Origin of the sequence: Sphingobacterium sp. Lzh-3 (genome assembly GCF_046764375.1) — a bacterium.
In the GTDB taxonomy this organism is placed as follows: domain Bacteria; phylum Bacteroidota; class Bacteroidia; order Sphingobacteriales; family Sphingobacteriaceae; genus Sphingobacterium.
This window is the reverse complement of record NZ_CP177226.1, coordinates 4,740,789-4,756,232: the sequence shown is the minus strand read 5'-3', so window position 1 is coordinate 4,756,232 and position 15,444 is coordinate 4,740,789. Positions and strand designations below refer to the sequence as shown.

The 15,444-nt window shown below is 41.7% G+C and carries 14 protein-coding genes; 7 read left to right on the top strand and 7 right to left on the bottom strand.

The window, feature by feature from the left end; all coding sequences use genetic code 11:
* Window positions 1–352 precede the first annotated feature (352 nt).
* A complete protein-coding gene (locus tag ACLCDV_RS20045) occupies window positions 353–1,186 on the top strand; it encodes a hypothetical protein (RefSeq protein WP_333574425.1) in 834 nt (277 codons plus the stop codon).
* 154 nt (window positions 1,187–1,340) lie between these two features.
* Here the strand turns inward: ACLCDV_RS20045 and ACLCDV_RS20040 are convergent, their stop codons facing one another.
* Genes ACLCDV_RS20040 through ACLCDV_RS20030 form a run of 3 tightly spaced genes read right to left on the bottom strand, consistent with a single transcriptional unit; the run spans window position 1,341 to window position 7,149 of the window.
* Complete coding sequence (locus ACLCDV_RS20040; protein WP_115050029.1) at window positions 1,341–2,438, bottom strand: efflux RND transporter periplasmic adaptor subunit; 1,098 nt, start codon at window positions 2,436–2,438, stop codon at window positions 1,341–1,343.
* Window positions 2,439–2,459: 21 nt separating this feature from the next.
* Window positions 2,460–5,750, bottom strand: a complete 3,291-nt coding sequence (locus ACLCDV_RS20035; protein WP_333574426.1) for an efflux RND transporter permease subunit — start codon at window positions 5,748–5,750, stop codon at window positions 2,460–2,462.
* A 10-nt stretch (window positions 5,751–5,760) separates the two neighbouring features.
* On the bottom strand, window positions 5,761–7,149 hold the full coding sequence (locus ACLCDV_RS20030; RefSeq protein ID WP_411972069.1) for a TolC family protein: 1,389 nt from the start codon (window positions 7,147–7,149) through the stop codon (window positions 5,761–5,763).
* A 170-nt stretch (window positions 7,150–7,319) separates the two neighbouring features.
* On the opposite strand from ACLCDV_RS20030, the gene ACLCDV_RS20025 reads away from it, so the two are divergent.
* Window positions 7,320–8,330 carry a sensor histidine kinase gene (locus tag ACLCDV_RS20025; RefSeq protein ID WP_317664557.1) on the top strand — a complete coding sequence of 337 codons (1,011 nt, stop codon included), beginning with the start codon at window positions 7,320–7,322 and terminating at the stop codon, window positions 8,328–8,330.
* A 3-nt stretch (window positions 8,331–8,333) separates the two neighbouring features.
* On the top strand, window positions 8,334–9,029 hold the full coding sequence (locus ACLCDV_RS20020; protein ID WP_201667452.1) for a LytR/AlgR family response regulator transcription factor: 696 nt from the start codon (window positions 8,334–8,336) through the stop codon (window positions 9,027–9,029).
* Window positions 9,030–9,142: 113 nt separating this feature from the next.
* On the opposite strand, the gene ACLCDV_RS20015 is transcribed toward ACLCDV_RS20020, so the two are convergent.
* On the bottom strand, window positions 9,143–9,619 hold the full coding sequence (locus tag ACLCDV_RS20015; protein ID WP_201667453.1) for an OsmC family protein: 477 nt from the start codon (window positions 9,617–9,619) through the stop codon (window positions 9,143–9,145).
* Between the two features lie 382 nt (window positions 9,620–10,001).
* Between ACLCDV_RS20015 and lpdA the strand changes: the two genes are divergently transcribed.
* Both lpdA and ACLCDV_RS20005 read left to right on the top strand, forming a co-directional pair.
* Window positions 10,002–11,405 carry a dihydrolipoyl dehydrogenase gene (gene lpdA / locus ACLCDV_RS20010; protein ID WP_411972068.1) on the top strand — a complete coding sequence of 468 codons (1,404 nt, stop codon included), beginning with the start codon at window positions 10,002–10,004 and terminating at the stop codon, window positions 11,403–11,405.
* Window positions 11,406–11,555: 150 nt separating this feature from the next.
* Window positions 11,556–12,125, top strand: a complete 570-nt coding sequence (locus ACLCDV_RS20005; RefSeq protein WP_333574429.1) for a Crp/Fnr family transcriptional regulator — start codon at window positions 11,556–11,558, stop codon at window positions 12,123–12,125.
* A gap of 37 nt (window positions 12,126–12,162) precedes the next feature.
* Here the strand turns inward: ACLCDV_RS20005 and ACLCDV_RS20000 are convergent, their stop codons facing one another.
* On the bottom strand, window positions 12,163–13,059 hold the full coding sequence (locus ACLCDV_RS20000; RefSeq protein ID WP_075993836.1) for a LysR family transcriptional regulator: 897 nt from the start codon (window positions 13,057–13,059) through the stop codon (window positions 12,163–12,165).
* A 97-nt stretch (window positions 13,060–13,156) separates the two neighbouring features.
* Here ACLCDV_RS20000 and ACLCDV_RS19995 point away from each other — a divergent pair, with 97 nt between their 5' ends.
* Window positions 13,157–13,768 (top strand): NAD(P)H-dependent oxidoreductase, encoded by a 612-nt coding sequence (locus tag ACLCDV_RS19995; protein WP_248932406.1) that lies wholly within the window; start codon window positions 13,157–13,159, stop codon window positions 13,766–13,768.
* 81 nt (window positions 13,769–13,849) lie between these two features.
* Complete coding sequence (locus ACLCDV_RS19990) at window positions 13,850–14,140, top strand: putative quinol monooxygenase (protein ID WP_075993834.1); 291 nt, start codon at window positions 13,850–13,852, stop codon at window positions 14,138–14,140.
* Between the two features lie 145 nt (window positions 14,141–14,285).
* Here ACLCDV_RS19990 and ACLCDV_RS19985 read toward each other — a convergent pair whose 3' ends face one another.
* The gene (locus ACLCDV_RS19985; protein WP_313180982.1) at window positions 14,286–14,609 is read right to left on the bottom strand and encodes a hypothetical protein; all 324 of its coding nucleotides are present in this window, start codon (window positions 14,607–14,609) and stop codon (window positions 14,286–14,288) included.
* Window positions 14,610–14,705: 96 nt separating this feature from the next.
* Window positions 14,706–15,437: a type 1 glutamine amidotransferase gene (locus ACLCDV_RS19980; RefSeq protein ID WP_333574431.1), complete on the bottom strand. Its 732-nt coding sequence runs from the start codon at window positions 15,435–15,437 to the stop codon at window positions 14,706–14,708.
* Window positions 15,438–15,444: the final 7 nt, after the last annotated feature.

Sequence of the window (15,444 nt, the reverse complement as noted above, 5' to 3'; positions counted from 1 at the left end):
CTATTCTCCATTAAGAAGGATATCGTAGTCTTTTTACAAGGTATTAACAGGGGGTTAACTGGGGAGCTACCCCTGCTAACCCCCTGTTATCCCCCTGTTAACCCCCTGTAATATCTCTGTTATTAGGGAACCTGATATAAAACAATTTCAAACCTGTATCGGGCGATAAAAGACGGCCATTTACTGCTTTATGACGATTATGTACTATTTTGATAGAAACAGCCATACTTTGCGATTAATACGCTAATTAGAAAATTATTTCAGGTCGTTTCCTGTTTTTTTAATAATAGTTTTTTATATTGTTATCAATAGTATTTGTGCCGTTGCAATTACACTAAGATATCCTGATATTATGCGAAAAGTATTCAAAATTCACATGCTAATGTATTGTGCTGTTTTTCTTTCAGCCTGTTCTTCCAACTATCTCATGACATTCAATGGGGAGAATGTAAAAAAAGATGAAGACAAGGGAACGTTTTCATTTAATAATGATACAGTACAAATTGATTATTCCTTTGCCGACAGAGATGGTCGAATTTACCTTCGAATAGAAAATAAAATCGATAAACCGATCTTATGGGATCTTAAAAATTCGGCCATGGTTATTAATGGTAAAACGCAAGGCTATTCTGCTGAACAAGCTGCTTTTAATGGAAAGATGAATGCTTCGGTTTCCGATATAAACGCTAGTAAATCCACTATATTCAATGATGCTTGGGTGAACGGTTCTATCACAGGATCGGTAAGTTTGCCTAAAGATGTGGTACTTATCCCACCACACGCCTATGTAGATGGGCATTATTTTGATTTTAAAAACGATGTTAAATCCATTGTACGATCATCCCAAAAAGAAAAAGTGTATATGTATGATATGAGTGGCGAGAGTTTTGCGGTAAAACTTGCTCGATTTGAAGGCGCTGACTCACCTTACAGTTTACGTAGTTATTTAAGTTATTCGATTTTAGAAGATGGTAAAGCTATTGTTAAAACTACGGAACAAAAATTTTATGCGGCACAGCTCTGGCAGACCGGTTCAGTAGCCCTTAATAATATTATTGAACTGTATAATAAGCGCGGAGACGTGCTGGCTGTTAAGGAAAAAAAGGGGCAGGGGGCAATGCTTGTAGGAGGTGCCTTGGCGTTAACTGCGGCGGCAGCAGCGATAGACCCAAAAGCGGCTGAATAATGCTTGTCAAAAAGGCAATTCAAATACGCTGTTAAAGGCTGTCCAACCCTTTAAATTTAGGGGCATTTAAATTAGAAAGACCGAATAAATTAGAAAGACCGACCCCATTACAACTGGGGTCGGTCTTTCTTTTGTTTAGGAATTAGGAGAAGTCCTATTTGACTGATGTACCGTCTATAATCTCTTCATCCGCTTTGCTGACCAATTTGGTGTCTTGTTTTAAGTCACCAAATATTTCGATCTGACCATCGATGCTGCGTCCTTTCTGTACAGGAATACGTTGTGTTTTGTTCGAAACAACAGCAATCACAAAACTTCCTTCGCCCGAAGTAAATACGGCTGATTTCGGTACAACAAAAGTACTATCCTGCGATGTTAAAGGCAATTCGACCTCTGCAACCATTCCCGGCAATAACTTGTTGTCGGTATTGTTAATGTCAATTTCTACCCGTTCGGATCTTAATCGGCTGTCCAGGGCACCCGATTTACGTGCGATCTTACCCGAGAAGGTTTGCCCAGGCAATGATTTGACAGTAAATTGTAAGGGCTGGTTTTCGGTCAGGAAACCCGAATATTGTTCAGGAACAGCAACGGCTAACCTCAGTTTACGTTGCTGTTGAATGGTCATGATGGGCATTTCCGAGCCACGGCCAGCAGGACCAACATAGGCACCCTGATTGACATTTCTTGTTGCGATTACACCGTCGAAGGGTGCTCTGATTTCCAGATAGTTCAACAGGTTTTGTACCTCTGCGTAGGCCGATTTAGCGGCTTGGTACTGCGCAAAATCAGCATTCTTTTTTGACTCAGCAACCTCAAGATCCAGTCTAGCCACCGTTCCCTCTACTTTGCTGGTTTCGAAGAGTCTGTCGTAAGTGCTTTTTGTAGCCATATAGACCGCTTCTTGCGATTTGAGCCGCGATTTGGCTGCTGAAAGCTGTGAACTCAATTCGGGAGCCTCCAATACAGCCAATAGTTGACCGGCATGCACTTTACTTCCGATGTCCACGTTAAGACTTTTGACGTAACTGCTGACCTTGGCGTAAATCTCGACCTGCTGGAATCCCGTGATTTCCCCGGGGATCTGCATTTTATTTGTTAATTTCTGTTTGGTGGGTACAAATGTCTCCATTGCCGGAGCTGCAGCTTCGGGACTTTCTTTTTTTGCATTTTCCTCGGCAGCCGAATGGCATCCTGTTAAGGATGCGATCAGACCGGCGATAGCTAATATTTTGAACAAATTATTTTTCATGTTTTATAGATTATACTGCTTTTACGATAAAGGTTTTAATGCCGCAATATAGTGTTTACTCTCTTTGTCTTCAGGATCTAATGAGATCGATTGTGTACTGCTTTTTTCTTGCGCCCAAGCAAATATAAGCGGTAAGATGACGAGTACGGCAAATGTCGAAAATAGTAATCCTCCAATTACGGCTCTACCGAGCGGTGAAACCTGTTCGCCACCTTCACCATGGCCAATGGCCATCGGGAGCATACCGACAATCATGGCCAAACTGGTCATGATAATAGGCCGAAGTCGTAAGGATGCTGCCTCACGCGCTGCAGCTAGGGCATCGCCATGATGCCGACGGATATGTTCGGCATTGGTGATGAGCAAAACAGCGTTCGCAATGGATACACCCACCGACATGATAATCCCCATGTAGGATTGTAAGTTGAGGGTAGATCCGGTTAACAACAGCAGAAGCAATGAGCCCAGCACAACCGCAGGCACTGTGGTGAGCACAACCAGAGAAACTTTGAACGACTGAAAGTTAGCCGATAGCATCAGGAATATAACGATAATGGCTACGGCCAAACCCGATTCGAGGCTGCTCATGGTCTCTGACAATACTTTTCCAAGTCCAATTTGCTCCATCGATAAACCACGAGGAAGTTCACCAAGGGCTTTAATACTGCGCTGTACATCCTTGGAGGCTGTTTTTAAATCGGTATGATCAATATTTGCTGTAACTGATACATAAGGCATTGCACCTAAATTGTCGTTTTCGCCATAGGTGAAGGACGGTGTGATCGTTGCAACGTCGCTCAGTATTGGTCGCGCTGAATTTTTCAATAAAGGGATTTCACCGATTTCTTTCTCATCTTTCATTTTATCGATGGGAACCTGAACTTGGACGTTGTATGAAAGTCCAGCTTTTTCATCGATCCAGGTGTTTTTTTCGGTATAACGCGAGGAAGAAGTGGAAGCGATCAGCGATCGTGTTACTTCGCTGAGATCGATACCCAGTTGCGCAGCCCGGATGCGATCTATCTTAATATCGTAAGAAGGGTATTTAATGGATTGTGCTAACTGCACATCTCTAAAATAAGGGATGGCTTTTAGTTCCTCAATCAATTTACCAGCGTACTTCTCGTTGTTCTTTTTGTTTTTTCCTGCTATCCGAACTTCAATGGGAGTGGGCGATCCCTGACTTAATACTTTATCTGTAAGTTCGATCGGTTCAAAGGATACCTGTACATCGGGAACTGCCGCTTTCAGGCGTTTTCGGTATTCATCACGGAAACTATCCATATCGTGATGGTAGTCTTTCAGTGCAATCTGGAAAACAGCTTCATGTGGACCAGCCATGAAAAGATAGATCGGTGATACTGAAAACTGCCCGGGGTGTTGACCGATATAGACAGAGGATATGCTGATATGTTCTTTCCCAACCAGTTTTTCCAGTTCCGCCAGCGCTAGTTTTGCTTTTTCTTCGGTGCGTTCGATACGCGTGCCTTCAGCCGCACGGAGGCGCATTTGGAACTGACTGGAGTTAACTTTCGGAAATACATCCTGTCCAATTGTGGAAAGTAAAATGACAACGAGACTTATTGCTCCCAGCAGATAAACTACGGTAATGGTTTTCTTCCTTTTGAACAAACGGTCGATCATTTTCATGAATCTGTTTCTGAACCGTTCAAAAATACTGATCTTTCCATCGTTGTTAAAGTCTTTCCGTTCCACCAATAGTTTCTTCTGATTTAGGGTATCCTGCTCTGATTCTACACTCAGTCCAGTTGCTGCAAATTGAGCTTCATCTGTATTTAAACCCGTAGGTTGGACCGCATGTGGCGCTTTATGCGCATGATCTTTCATAAGCCAGTTGGCCATGATAGGAACAAATGTCTGCGAGAGGAGAAAGGATATGATCATTGAAAATCCAATGGACAAAGCCAGGGGAAGAAATAACGAACCCGGGATGCCTGTCATGGTAAATGCCGGCGCAAATACGGCTAGTATACAGAGCAGGATCAATAATTTGGGTAAGGCGATTTCTTTACAGGCATCCCAGATAGCCAAGGCTTTGGGTTTGCCCATATCCAGATGCTGGTGTATATTTTCTATCGTTACCGTACTTTCGTCGACCAGGATACCAATAGCCAAGGCTAGTCCGCTGAGGGACATGAGGTTGATGGTCTGCCCGAAGAGCTTTAGAAAGAGCACGCCGGAGATCACGGATATCGGAATGGTTAGGATAACGATCAGCGCAGCTCTTCGATCACCTAAAAATAGGAGGACCATTAGTCCGGTAAGGATAGCGCCGATTGCACCTTCGGTAATCAAACTCTTTACGGAATTGATGACATAGACGGATTGGTCAAATTCATAGGATAGTTTGACGTCGTCGGGTAAATTTTCCTGAATTTTTGGTAAGGCTGCTTTTAAGTTTTGGACAACCTCCCAGGTTGAAGCATCGCCGGCTTTGGCGATACTGACGTATACGGAACGTTTGCCGTTGACCAAAGCATAGCCTGCGGTAACGTCGGCACCATCTTTTACGGTAGCAATATCGCCAAGGTAAAGATTTTGTACTCCACCTTTAAATAGCGGGATTTTTTCAAAATCTTTGACATCCTTGATGGTATTGTTCGTTGGTGTAATGTAGTTTTTGTCCTGAATACGTACGTTTCCTGCCGGAGCGGTTTGATTGTTCAGTCTTAGCGCTTCCACGACCTGATCGGGTGTCATATTGTGGCTCCGCATTAAATCGGGATCAACGTTGACCTCAATTGTACGTGGACTTCCCCCAAAAGGAGGGGGCGACAGTAGACCGGGGATTGACGTAAACGATGCCCGGACATAGACGTTGGCCAGATCTTGTAGTTCATTATTGGACCGTTTGCTACTACTCAATACCAGCTGGCCTACAGGAAGGGAGGAGGCATCAAAACGAATGATGAACGGCGGTTGTGAGCCTGGAGGAAAGGAGGCCTGGATCCGATTGGCCAGGGCACTTAGCTCGGCTGCAGCCTGTGCCATGTTGGTGTCTTCGTAATACGATACTTTCATTAAGGTCAGCCCTTGAATATTCTTGGTCTCAATAGACTTGACCCCATTGGCAAAAAGAAGGATATTGACGTAGTTTTTGGCAAAGTAAGATTCCATTTGATCCGGCGAATAGCCACCAAATGGATGGGCAATATAAATAACCGGAAGGTTCATTTTTGGCAGGATATCCACCTTGATCGATCGAACGGCACCTATGCCAAAGACAATAAGTCCCAATACGAGTACGAGGATAGATATCGGCTTGCGTAAGGCAAAACGTATTAAATTCATGTAATGTTATTTATAGTTCTTTGTTGAAAATATCAAAATCTCCCGCAGCTGCGGCTTTTAGTAAAAGCGACTGCCAAAGATTGATGTGGACGATCTCGCGATCGGTTTCGGCTCTATTTAGTGTATAAAGGGTCTGCGTCACATCGACAAGTGTCGCTAGACCGTTTTTATACATCGTCATTTTTTGATTGTAAGCTTGCTGAGCTGCAGACACTTGTCGGGGAGCTTCTAGATCACTTTTTCGGGCCAATTGGATTTTCACATCAGCGGCATCCAGCTGCGCTGTCAATTGGGCTTCGGCAGTTTGGTATTCTTCCCTTAGGGCATCGTTCGTAAAGCGCTGTGCACTGATTTTTTTATTGATACGCGCAATCGAAGTCAGGTTCCAGTTTATGCCCAATCCCAAGAGATAATTTTGCCTACTGGGACGAACTCCTTGCCAATAATTTGTGCTATAGGCTTGTAAATCCGTGATGTAGTCACTTTTAAAGCCAGATCCTCTGGTCTGAAAGACTCCAAAGGCACTTACAGTGGGAAGATACTCTTTGGTTGATAGTTTCAACTGTTGTTCGCCAAGTTCAATTTTACTTTTATAAAATTGCAGAATAGGGTTACTTTCAATCAAGTTGCCTGAAAGGGGAGTTAGCTCGACGGGTGTTTTCTGGACGAGCAAGGTGTCTATTTGCAGGTCTTTTGCTGGTATTCCCATCAATACTGTCAATTTGTTGTTTTGCTCCTTAACATTTTCACGGGCCTGATTGAGGCTGATTTTAGCGCGCGATACTTCCGCTGAAGCAAGCGTTGAATCCACTCCGGGCAATATTCCATTTTTTACTTTGGTGGCAGCAATATTTAAAAATACCAGTGCACGATCCAGATTCATCTGTTGATTTTTTTCCAATCGTTGACTAGCCAATAAATTGAGGTAAGCCGCAGCAATCTTGATTTTATGCTGGAACTGTTCCTGACCGAGATCGGCCTGTAGTCGTTTGGTATCGGATTTGGCCAATTCGATACGTTCTTTTTTTCGTCCAAAGGTGTAAATGTCCCAATTGACATTGGCTAAGTAAAGCGCACCAAATGCGGCATTCCAATTTTGTTCTGGAAGAGCGGCTCCCGAAGAAGCTACACCCAGCCCACCAAATCCATACAGTGGACCATTTTGTCCGTTGACTGTTCCAAAGTCCTGTTGGGCTACGATGTTCAGATTGGGCCAAAAGTCGCGTTTGACTTGTTCATTGGTCTGCAGGGAGGACTGGAGATAATATTCCTTTGCCTTGATATTTCCATAATTTGCAATACCCTGTTCTACGGCATCGCGAAGCGTAAGCTTCTGAGCGAAGGAAGAGGAGGTCGCAAGTGATACAGCCAATGACAGCACTAAATTCAATTTCAGCATAGGTTATCTATCATTTTATGGACACGAAGATAGCGATGAGATGAATTGCGATGTCCCTTTAAAATGATCTATAGCGTTTAAAAGTGACCAATTTAATTCGTCATTTATTTTTCTACTGTTATAAACTTAAAACTTTTACTTTGTAACAGATTTTTAACAAAAAAAGGATTATGAGAAAAGTTTTGGAGAACAAGGTGATACAGGAGATCGTGCTATTGATCTTTTCGTTTATCCTCTTTACTTTGAACGATTGGATATTGATCCTGAGCTGGAAGGGATTTTTGATGGGCGTGTTCTATTTCTTGATCCTTTATGCGCATGCGCAATTGAATCGCTTTTTCCTGTTGCCATTGCTACTTAAGAAGAATAAACCGCTGTTGTATATTTTGGCGTCGGTGGCAACACTACTGGTTTTTGCACTCATATTAAAAGAGCTAACGGATAATGTGATCTACAAGAATTGTTTTCTTTACAAGAATCTTGTTCAGAAAACGTTCCATTATCAATTTGGTGTATTATTGGGTTCGTTGATCTGTATATTGGGCAGTATCCAATTTATAGAGTTTTATCGCTTCCAACGGGTGAAGACCCGACGTGAACTGCTTTCCAATCAAACGCAATTGTCCCACTTAAAAAAACAGCTCAATCCACATTTTTTATTCAATACATTGAATACCATTTATGGTATTAATTTAAAGTATCCGGAACGTACCTCCGAATTGATCATTAAAGTTTCCCAGCTTCTCCGTTATCAGATGGAATGCAGCGATCGGGAATTTGTCGGTATGGATGATGAGATCGATTTTATCTCAAGTTATATCGAGCTGGAGCGCGAACGGTTAGGTTATCGCACGAAAATTGAATTTGATTATCAAAAAGAAGAAGATATCAATTATCAGATAGCGCCGATGCTATTGATTACTTTCGTAGAAAATGCTTTTAAACACGGAACCTGCAGTATTGAAGATTGTTTTGTACATATTTCGATCAAGATTGAAAAAGGGAACTTATATTTGCATGTACGGAATTCTGTTCCCGTGAAGAAAAGGAATGTTTTTTCGGCGAAAATAGGTCTGGAAAATACAATAGCGCGATTAAAGCTTTTGTATCCTAATCGGTATACATTAACGACAAATTCCAAAAAAGAGGAGTATGAGGTGTCATTGGTTATAAATCTTTAAACAATGAATAAAAATAGCTGTATTGTGGTTGATGACGAACCTGCGGCGCATTATGTACTGGTAAATTATATTGAAAGAAGTACTGATCTGCAGTTGGTCGCTCAGTGTTATAATGCTTTTGAGGCATTGGAGTTTCTTCGGGAGAACAAAGTAGATTTAATCTTCCTGGATATTGAAATGCCCGAAATTAATGGGATGGAGTTTCTGAAGATGCTGGATAACCCGCCCAAAACGATTTTGACAACAGCATATTCCGAATACGCCTTGGAGAGTTATGATTATGGCGTTGTTGATTATCTGTTAAAACCTATTTCATTTCCTCGTTTTTTTAAAGCTGTTCAACGTTTTTTATCCTATAACACGGCTGTGTCACCCCAGGAAGAAGAACCCAAATCAATTAGTATACGCATGGATGGCCGTATTATTGACGTTAAATTATCGCAGATCGATTTTATCCAGAGCTTTGGCAATTACGTGAAAATTGTCACTCCTAGTCAGACATTTTTGACCGCAAGCACCACCCAGCAAATTCTCACACAGGTGCCGGCATCAAAGTTTATCCGTATCCACAAATCTTACATTGCTTCGATCAATAAGGTGATCAAATATGAGCATGGAATGGTACAGATCAATAATACGTCCCTACCGGTCGGTATTACTTTCCGTCGGGAGTTACAGGAGCGGCTAGCCAATAAATAGTGCTAAGCTATGAAGCCGTTGGATCAGGTATCGCCGTTCTTGTCAATTCACAGTATATCATGTCGTAGCATATTATTTCGCAGCATATCATGTGAAGAAGAAAGTTCTCTCATTTAGCTGCAAGTGCTGATGCTGACGTTGGGGGTGTGCAAGACCGGAAAGTTTACTGAATTGGCAATAAAACAATATTCACTTGCTTTTTGATGTAATTCAATGGCCTGTGCAATCATCGTTGCATCTTTTACCCGGACCGAAGGATTTAGCGTAACTTCTTTAAAACGGCCTTTTCCACTTTCTTCTTCAAGCATGATCGCTGTTGCATGGTCTACATATTCTTCTACAATAATTTTATTGACCGAGCAGAAATGCAGGTACCATAACATATGGCAGGAGGACAGGGAGGCAAGCAATAGTTCTTCGGGATTGTGTTTGCTGGGGTCTCCCAGGAACGCTGGATCCGAAGAACCTTCAATCTCAGCTTTGCCGTCAATGCTAATGCGATGGCTTCTTTCGTAGTTTTTATAATGATCGGTTCCGCTGCCGCGATTTCCTGTCCACGTAATTGTGGCGATGTAATTATGCTGTTTCATTTGAAAATAATCGTTTGACGCTGTTGGTGCTAATCTGGAAGCAAGTTAAAGAATATCCCTTTATTCTAAACATAAGCACAATCTCTTCGGCGTAGAATTGACTTTCATATTATTTTTTTTGATCTATTTTTTTTATTTATAATATACTGATTGGTATTTTATTTGTAGGTTTGTACTGATTTTAATTAAATACAATATTTATGTATAGTACTGTGTTTTCTGTTGTTTTTAAATATACCTTTTGGTATTTTATTTTATGTTATGATTGGCGTATGTATTGAAATTTTTATCGTAGCCTTTTGGATGGTGGCAACTATACGGGGCGTACTTGTAAGACCTTTTTTGGTCGTGAATAATTCTGTTAACTAAAAATAGTTCGTATATGGAACAATATGATTTGGTTGTCATTGGGTCTGGCCCAGGCGGCTATTTTGCGGCGATTCGCAGTGCCCAATTGGGGTATAAAACCGCACTTGTAGAGAAATATGATACATTGGGTGGTACCTGTACCAATGTGGGCTGTATTCCCACAAAGGCAATTTTGGATAGTACGCATCATTATCATGAAGCACAGCATCATTTTGCTGCACACGGGATTCAGGTAGCGGGGCTATCGGTGGACTTTGATCGATTGTATGCGCGTAAAGATAAAGTGGTGTTGCAAAATACGCAGGGGTTGGATTTCCTGATGAAAAAGAATAAGGTAACAGTGATCCATGGAACGGCTTCTTTTGTCAATAATTCAACGGTGGAGATTGCTACATCAGCGGGGGAACGGCTGTCCCTTGGAGCAAAGAAATTTATCATCGCTACGGGTTCCAAACCAGCGACTGTTCCGGGAGTAACCATAGATAAAAAACGTATAATCAGCTCAACAGAGGCGTTGTCTTTGCAAGAGAAGCCAGATAAAATCGTTATTATCGGCGGCGGTGTAATTGGGGTTGAGATGGCATCCATATTCAATAGATTGGGTTGTGAGGTCACGATTATCGAATATGCCGATCGTCTCCTTGCCAATATGGATCATGAATTGGGAGATGCATTGAAAAAGATACTGCTGCATGATGGCATTAAAATTTTGCTTGAACAGGCTGTTTACAAAACAGAAAATGTAGGCGCTGCGGCAAACGTTTTCTTTAGGGATCGAGCTGGTAACGAGCAACAGTTACAGGCGGATTATATTTTGGTCGCTGTCGGACGGAAAGCATTTACAGCGGGGCTTGGACTGGAGAATACAGCTGTTCAATTGGATGCAAGAGGGATGATCGTTACTAACGAGCAGTTACAGACGGCCGTTCCTCACATTTATGCTATTGGTGATGTGATCGGCGGAGCTATGCTGGCTCATAAAGCTGAAGAAGAAGCAATCTTTGTTGTCGAACATATCGACGGCCAAAAACCAAAGGTACATTACGATCGGATCCCTAGCGTGGTTTATACCTGGCCTGAAGTGGCTTCTGTTGGCGCAACAGAAGAGGAGCTCAAAGCAAAGGGTATAGCGTATACGATTGGGAAATTCCCATTTTCCGCAAATGCCCGTGCTCGCGCGGGGATGGATACGCAAGGTTTTGTAAAGGTGTTGGCCGATCCTAAATATGGTGAACTTTTGGGAGTTCATATCATTGGAGCACGTGCGGCCGATCTGATTGCCCAAGGTGTTTTGGGCTTGGAATATGAAATCACCGCCGATAGCATGGCAAGGGTGTCTTATGCACATCCTACTTATTCGGAGGTCTTGAAGGAAGCGCATACCATTGCTTCGGGACGGCCATCCGTAAATATATAAGTATCCTATGCGCCTTTTCGATGAAGAACAAAATGTATTTCTTTTAGAAGAGCTAAGTGTATTCCCTTCGTAGAAAAGGCGCTGCTTGTCTATTTTTTTGGATACAAACATCAATTTATCTATGTTTGTTGTGTATCATCCTTTGTTTTTATGGACAAACAGCTATTGTTGAAGAGTATTCAGAAAGAGATCGACCTCACGGAAGATGAAATCGTACGCCTATTGGCTGTTGTGATATCCAAAAAAGTGAAGAAGAAACAATATTTGCTGTTGGAGGGCGATCTGAGCAGGTACACTATTTTTGTCGCTTCGGGTTGTCTAAGAAGTTATTGCGTGGATGAAAACGGCTTTCAGTATATTCAACAGTTTGCTCCCGAAGGCTGGTGGATCGGCGATATGTATAGTTTGGTAACCGGAAAACCGGGCAACCTATACATTGATGCGGTATTTGAATCTGAGGTATGGATGATTTCCAAAGTAGATCTGCATCGGCTCTATCAGGAGATTCCGAAACTGAATGTCTATTTTCGGATACTTGCCGAAAATGCATTGGTTTATTATCAAAGTCGATCGATGGAGAATCTCCGTCTAGCTGCCAAAGAACGTTACGAAAAGTTCTGTACACGTTATCCTACATTGATCGACTGTCTTCCGCAGAAACAAGTTGCCGCATATATCGGCGTTACGCCCGAATTTTTAAGCAAAATGCTGCATCAGTAGCGGAAATCGGGCTATCGGCAAGAAATTGCACGGTGATCTACCATTTCTCTTTTAACAGCGTTTCCAATTGACCGATTTCTTCCTGATACATGGTTTTCTTTCTTGTTCCAAAGTAAAGTATATTCTCCACGGGAGAAGTCCCTTCCCAGATTAGTTTTATTTTTCCGGATGCAAGTGCTTCGGCACAAAGGAAGTCGGGAACAATGGAAAAGCCAGTATTGTTGCTCAAGCAGCGTATAATTGAACTGATATTTGGAACGATATAATTGGGGCTGAAGTCCGGATGTTCGCCAAAGTGTGTCGACCAATAGTTTTTTAAATGATCCATATCGGCAGCCGTGCTATACCACAATTGTTTTTTTAGAAGCTGGGCTGCTTCCTTAATTTTATTGTCGCTCAGTAGTGACTCGAGTGTGGATGTGTCGGTCTGACACCCTGCAATCAAGACAATGCGCTCTTTTGAGAAAGCTTCGTATTGTAGATTCTGCTGGTTTCCTTTTTGAGGTGTAATAATAAGATCCAATAAACCATTATCAAGATCCTGCTGCATCTGAGGATATTCTCCAAATTTGATAATTAAATTAAAGGGGAGCTGTGCAATATGTTCTTCCAATGTGTATTGAAAGGTCTCAAAACACATTCCGATACTGATTGTGACACGTTCGTCCAATGCACGTTTGTGAAAATGCTGTTCACCGGTTTCTAGTTTTTTAAGTGGGTCAATAACATAGTTGTACAAGATTTTCCCCTTTTCGGTCGGCACCATTCTCCGCGCAGATCGATCAAAAAGCTTGTGCCCGGTAAAGGCTTCCAGGGAATTCAGATGTAGGCTGACACCAGGTTGAGAAATAAACAATTCCTGTGCCGCTGCAGATAATGTTCCGGTTTCATAGATTGCCTTAAATGTACGAAGCCATTCTAAGTTCCATTTCATAGTTATTATTTTTATGATACAAATATACAATTTAAATTATTTGTATGATTTAAAAATATGATAGAAATTTGTGTTATCAATAATAAAAATTATAGAAATGAAAATATTTATTATCAACGGCGGACAGAAATTCGCACACTCGGGTGGTTCTTTCAATACCACAATAACAAATTGGACGGTTGAAACATTGGCTGAAAATGGACTTGAAACAAGGGTAACCAATATCAACGATGATTTTGATCCAATGGTTGAAGTTGAAAATTTTAAATGGGCAGACATTATCGTTTACCATTTTCCTGTATGGTGGTTTCAGGTTCCGAACCGTCTGAAGCTCTATATCGATGAGGTTTTTACGGCGGGTCACAACAACGGTATCTATAAAAATGATGGTCGTTCACGTAAGAATCCGGCTATTAATTATGGTACCGGAGGTTTGATGCATGGTAAAAAATACATGGTGACTTCGAGCTGGAATGCTCCTGATACAGCCTTTACAATGGAAAATGAGTTTTTTGATCAGCATTCCGTTGATGCCGGTGTTTTATTCGGTTTTCACAAGATGAATCAGTTTGCAGGATTGGAACATCTGGGAAGCTTCCATTTTCATGATATGGAGAAGGGTGCGTCTCAAGAACGTGTCGACAATTACGAAAAGGAATATAAACAATATTTGGAAGAGGTTTTCCATTTGGAAACTACGTTAAACTAAAAATTTATTGATCGATAAATCGCTTTATCCATGGCGTTATTGCGATGAAAAGAGTAAATTACCAAAATAAAAATCAATAACATGAAGGTATATTTAACCGCAATTTTAAAGGCAGTTCCCGCACATCGGGAAGAAGTATTGGCATTATTGTTAGAAATGGTCGAAGCAAGTAGAAAGGAAGCAGCTTGTATACAGTACGATCTGCATCAGGTAAACAGTGATGAAAACCAGTTTATATTTTATGAAATCTGGGAAGATCAGGCGGGCTTGGATGCGCATAATCAACAACCTTATATTGTCGCATTCGGAAAAGTTGCCGGTGAAAAATTGCAGGAAGCGCCTCAAATTATATTAATGAATAAAATCGCTTAATTTACAATGTGGCCTGTAAGGACCGTATTGAAAAGATAGCAAAGAATATCATGTAGTGGATGATGTGTATAGGCGGAAGATATTAACTATAATTGAAGTATTGGTGGGTACCAAAATCATTTGTGTTGCCTTGAATAAGCTAGTCTTATTCTGATTTAGTGACGCGAATGATTTTGTTGGTACCTTGCTGAACAGCGACATCGACTTTATTTCGTTGCGTGTAGCTCTGTTGCAGGAGGTTCAATTTTTTGGCCAGTTGACCATCCTGATTGTCTAGCCAGAAGGTAGCAGCCATAATACCAATTTGAACTCTATAACTGGAATCAGTTTCCGGGACAAGCTGCTCGATAACCTGATGTTGATACCAAGTCAGATTTTTGTTTTCTTTTTGGGAAACACAGGCGTGTAGGAGAATTGCCAGAAGGGCTAGATAGCCCATTTTTAAAAGTTGACTGCGTCTTAGGTTCATCAATAGTTTTTTTGTGTTACACCAAATCTACTATTTTTTATCCAACGAATGAATTACCTTTGTAAATTTTTACGCTCCCGTTTAGACAGATACCCTTCATTTACTTATTAGACTTCTCGTGTATGCACATTCAAGTAAATCTAGAAATGTATGAAGTTTGCTGTTCATTTCGCGGTAATCATAAGCCTGAATTTCGTCAGGTGATTGCACAAACTGGAGCGATTGGCTTTGAAGAAAGAGATCTTCTTCTGCAGCTATCAAAAGCCGGACGACTTCAGTAGTAAGTTCCATATGGCATTGAAATCCGTAGACGAGATTTGTATAGCGAACAATTTGTCGAGGGCAGCCGACGCTGCTTGCTAAGATTTTACTTTCTGGGGTAAGTCCAGGCATATCGTTGTGCCAATGTCCGACCGGCAATGGGCTGCCAAAATGTGCTATTTTGCTGTCGTTTATTCCTTCCTCTGTGAGCGTGATGGGGAAAACTCCAATTTCCTTTTGCGGACTATGTCTGTACGTTGCCGACAGCGCTTCGCCAATCAATTGTGCGCCCAGACATATACCAACAACCGCCTTGCCGGCATCAATACATCGGCGGATGAAAGCAATTTCGGCCTTAGCGTCAAAATAAGGGTATTCGGACGGGGATGAATCTGGGCTTTGAGGTCCGCCCATAATGATCAACACATCGATGGAATCTATTTCTTTTGGAAGGAGATCCTGTTGATAAACATGGGAGAAAGTAACTGAATGCCGTTGTTTTTCCGCCCAGGTTAAATAGGCCCCGGGTGCTTCAAAGACTTCGTGTTGTATAAAATGTATCTGCATTGGTTTT

Coding starts and splice junctions, on each gene's coding strand:
- ACLCDV_RS20045 (WP_333574425.1), top strand. CDS start 353: ATGCGAAAAGTATTCAAAATTCACATGCTAATGTATTGTGCTGTTTTT.
- ACLCDV_RS20040 (WP_115050029.1), bottom strand. CDS start 2,438: ATGAAAAATAATTTGTTCAAAATATTAGCTATCGCCGGTCTGATCGCA.
- ACLCDV_RS20035 (WP_333574426.1), bottom strand. CDS start 5,750: ATGAATTTAATACGTTTTGCCTTACGCAAGCCGATATCTATCCTCGTA.
- ACLCDV_RS20030 (WP_411972069.1), bottom strand. CDS start 7,149: ATGCTGAAATTGAATTTAGTGCTGTCATTGGCTGTATCACTTGCGACC.
- ACLCDV_RS20025 (WP_317664557.1), top strand. CDS start 7,320: ATGAGAAAAGTTTTGGAGAACAAGGTGATACAGGAGATCGTGCTATTG.
- ACLCDV_RS20020 (WP_201667452.1), top strand. CDS start 8,334: ATGAATAAAAATAGCTGTATTGTGGTTGATGACGAACCTGCGGCGCAT.
- ACLCDV_RS20015 (WP_201667453.1), bottom strand. CDS start 9,619: ATGAAACAGCATAATTACATCGCCACAATTACGTGGACAGGAAATCGC.
- lpdA (WP_411972068.1), top strand. CDS start 10,002: ATGGAACAATATGATTTGGTTGTCATTGGGTCTGGCCCAGGCGGCTAT.
- ACLCDV_RS20005 (WP_333574429.1), top strand. CDS start 11,556: ATGGACAAACAGCTATTGTTGAAGAGTATTCAGAAAGAGATCGACCTC.
- ACLCDV_RS20000 (WP_075993836.1), bottom strand. CDS start 13,059: ATGAAATGGAACTTAGAATGGCTTCGTACATTTAAGGCAATCTATGAA.
- ACLCDV_RS19995 (WP_248932406.1), top strand. CDS start 13,157: ATGAAAATATTTATTATCAACGGCGGACAGAAATTCGCACACTCGGGT.
- ACLCDV_RS19990 (WP_075993834.1), top strand. CDS start 13,850: ATGAAGGTATATTTAACCGCAATTTTAAAGGCAGTTCCCGCACATCGG.
- ACLCDV_RS19985 (WP_313180982.1), bottom strand. CDS start 14,609: ATGAACCTAAGACGCAGTCAACTTTTAAAAATGGGCTATCTAGCCCTT.
- ACLCDV_RS19980 (WP_333574431.1), bottom strand. CDS start 15,437: ATGCAGATACATTTTATACAACACGAAGTCTTTGAAGCACCCGGGGCC.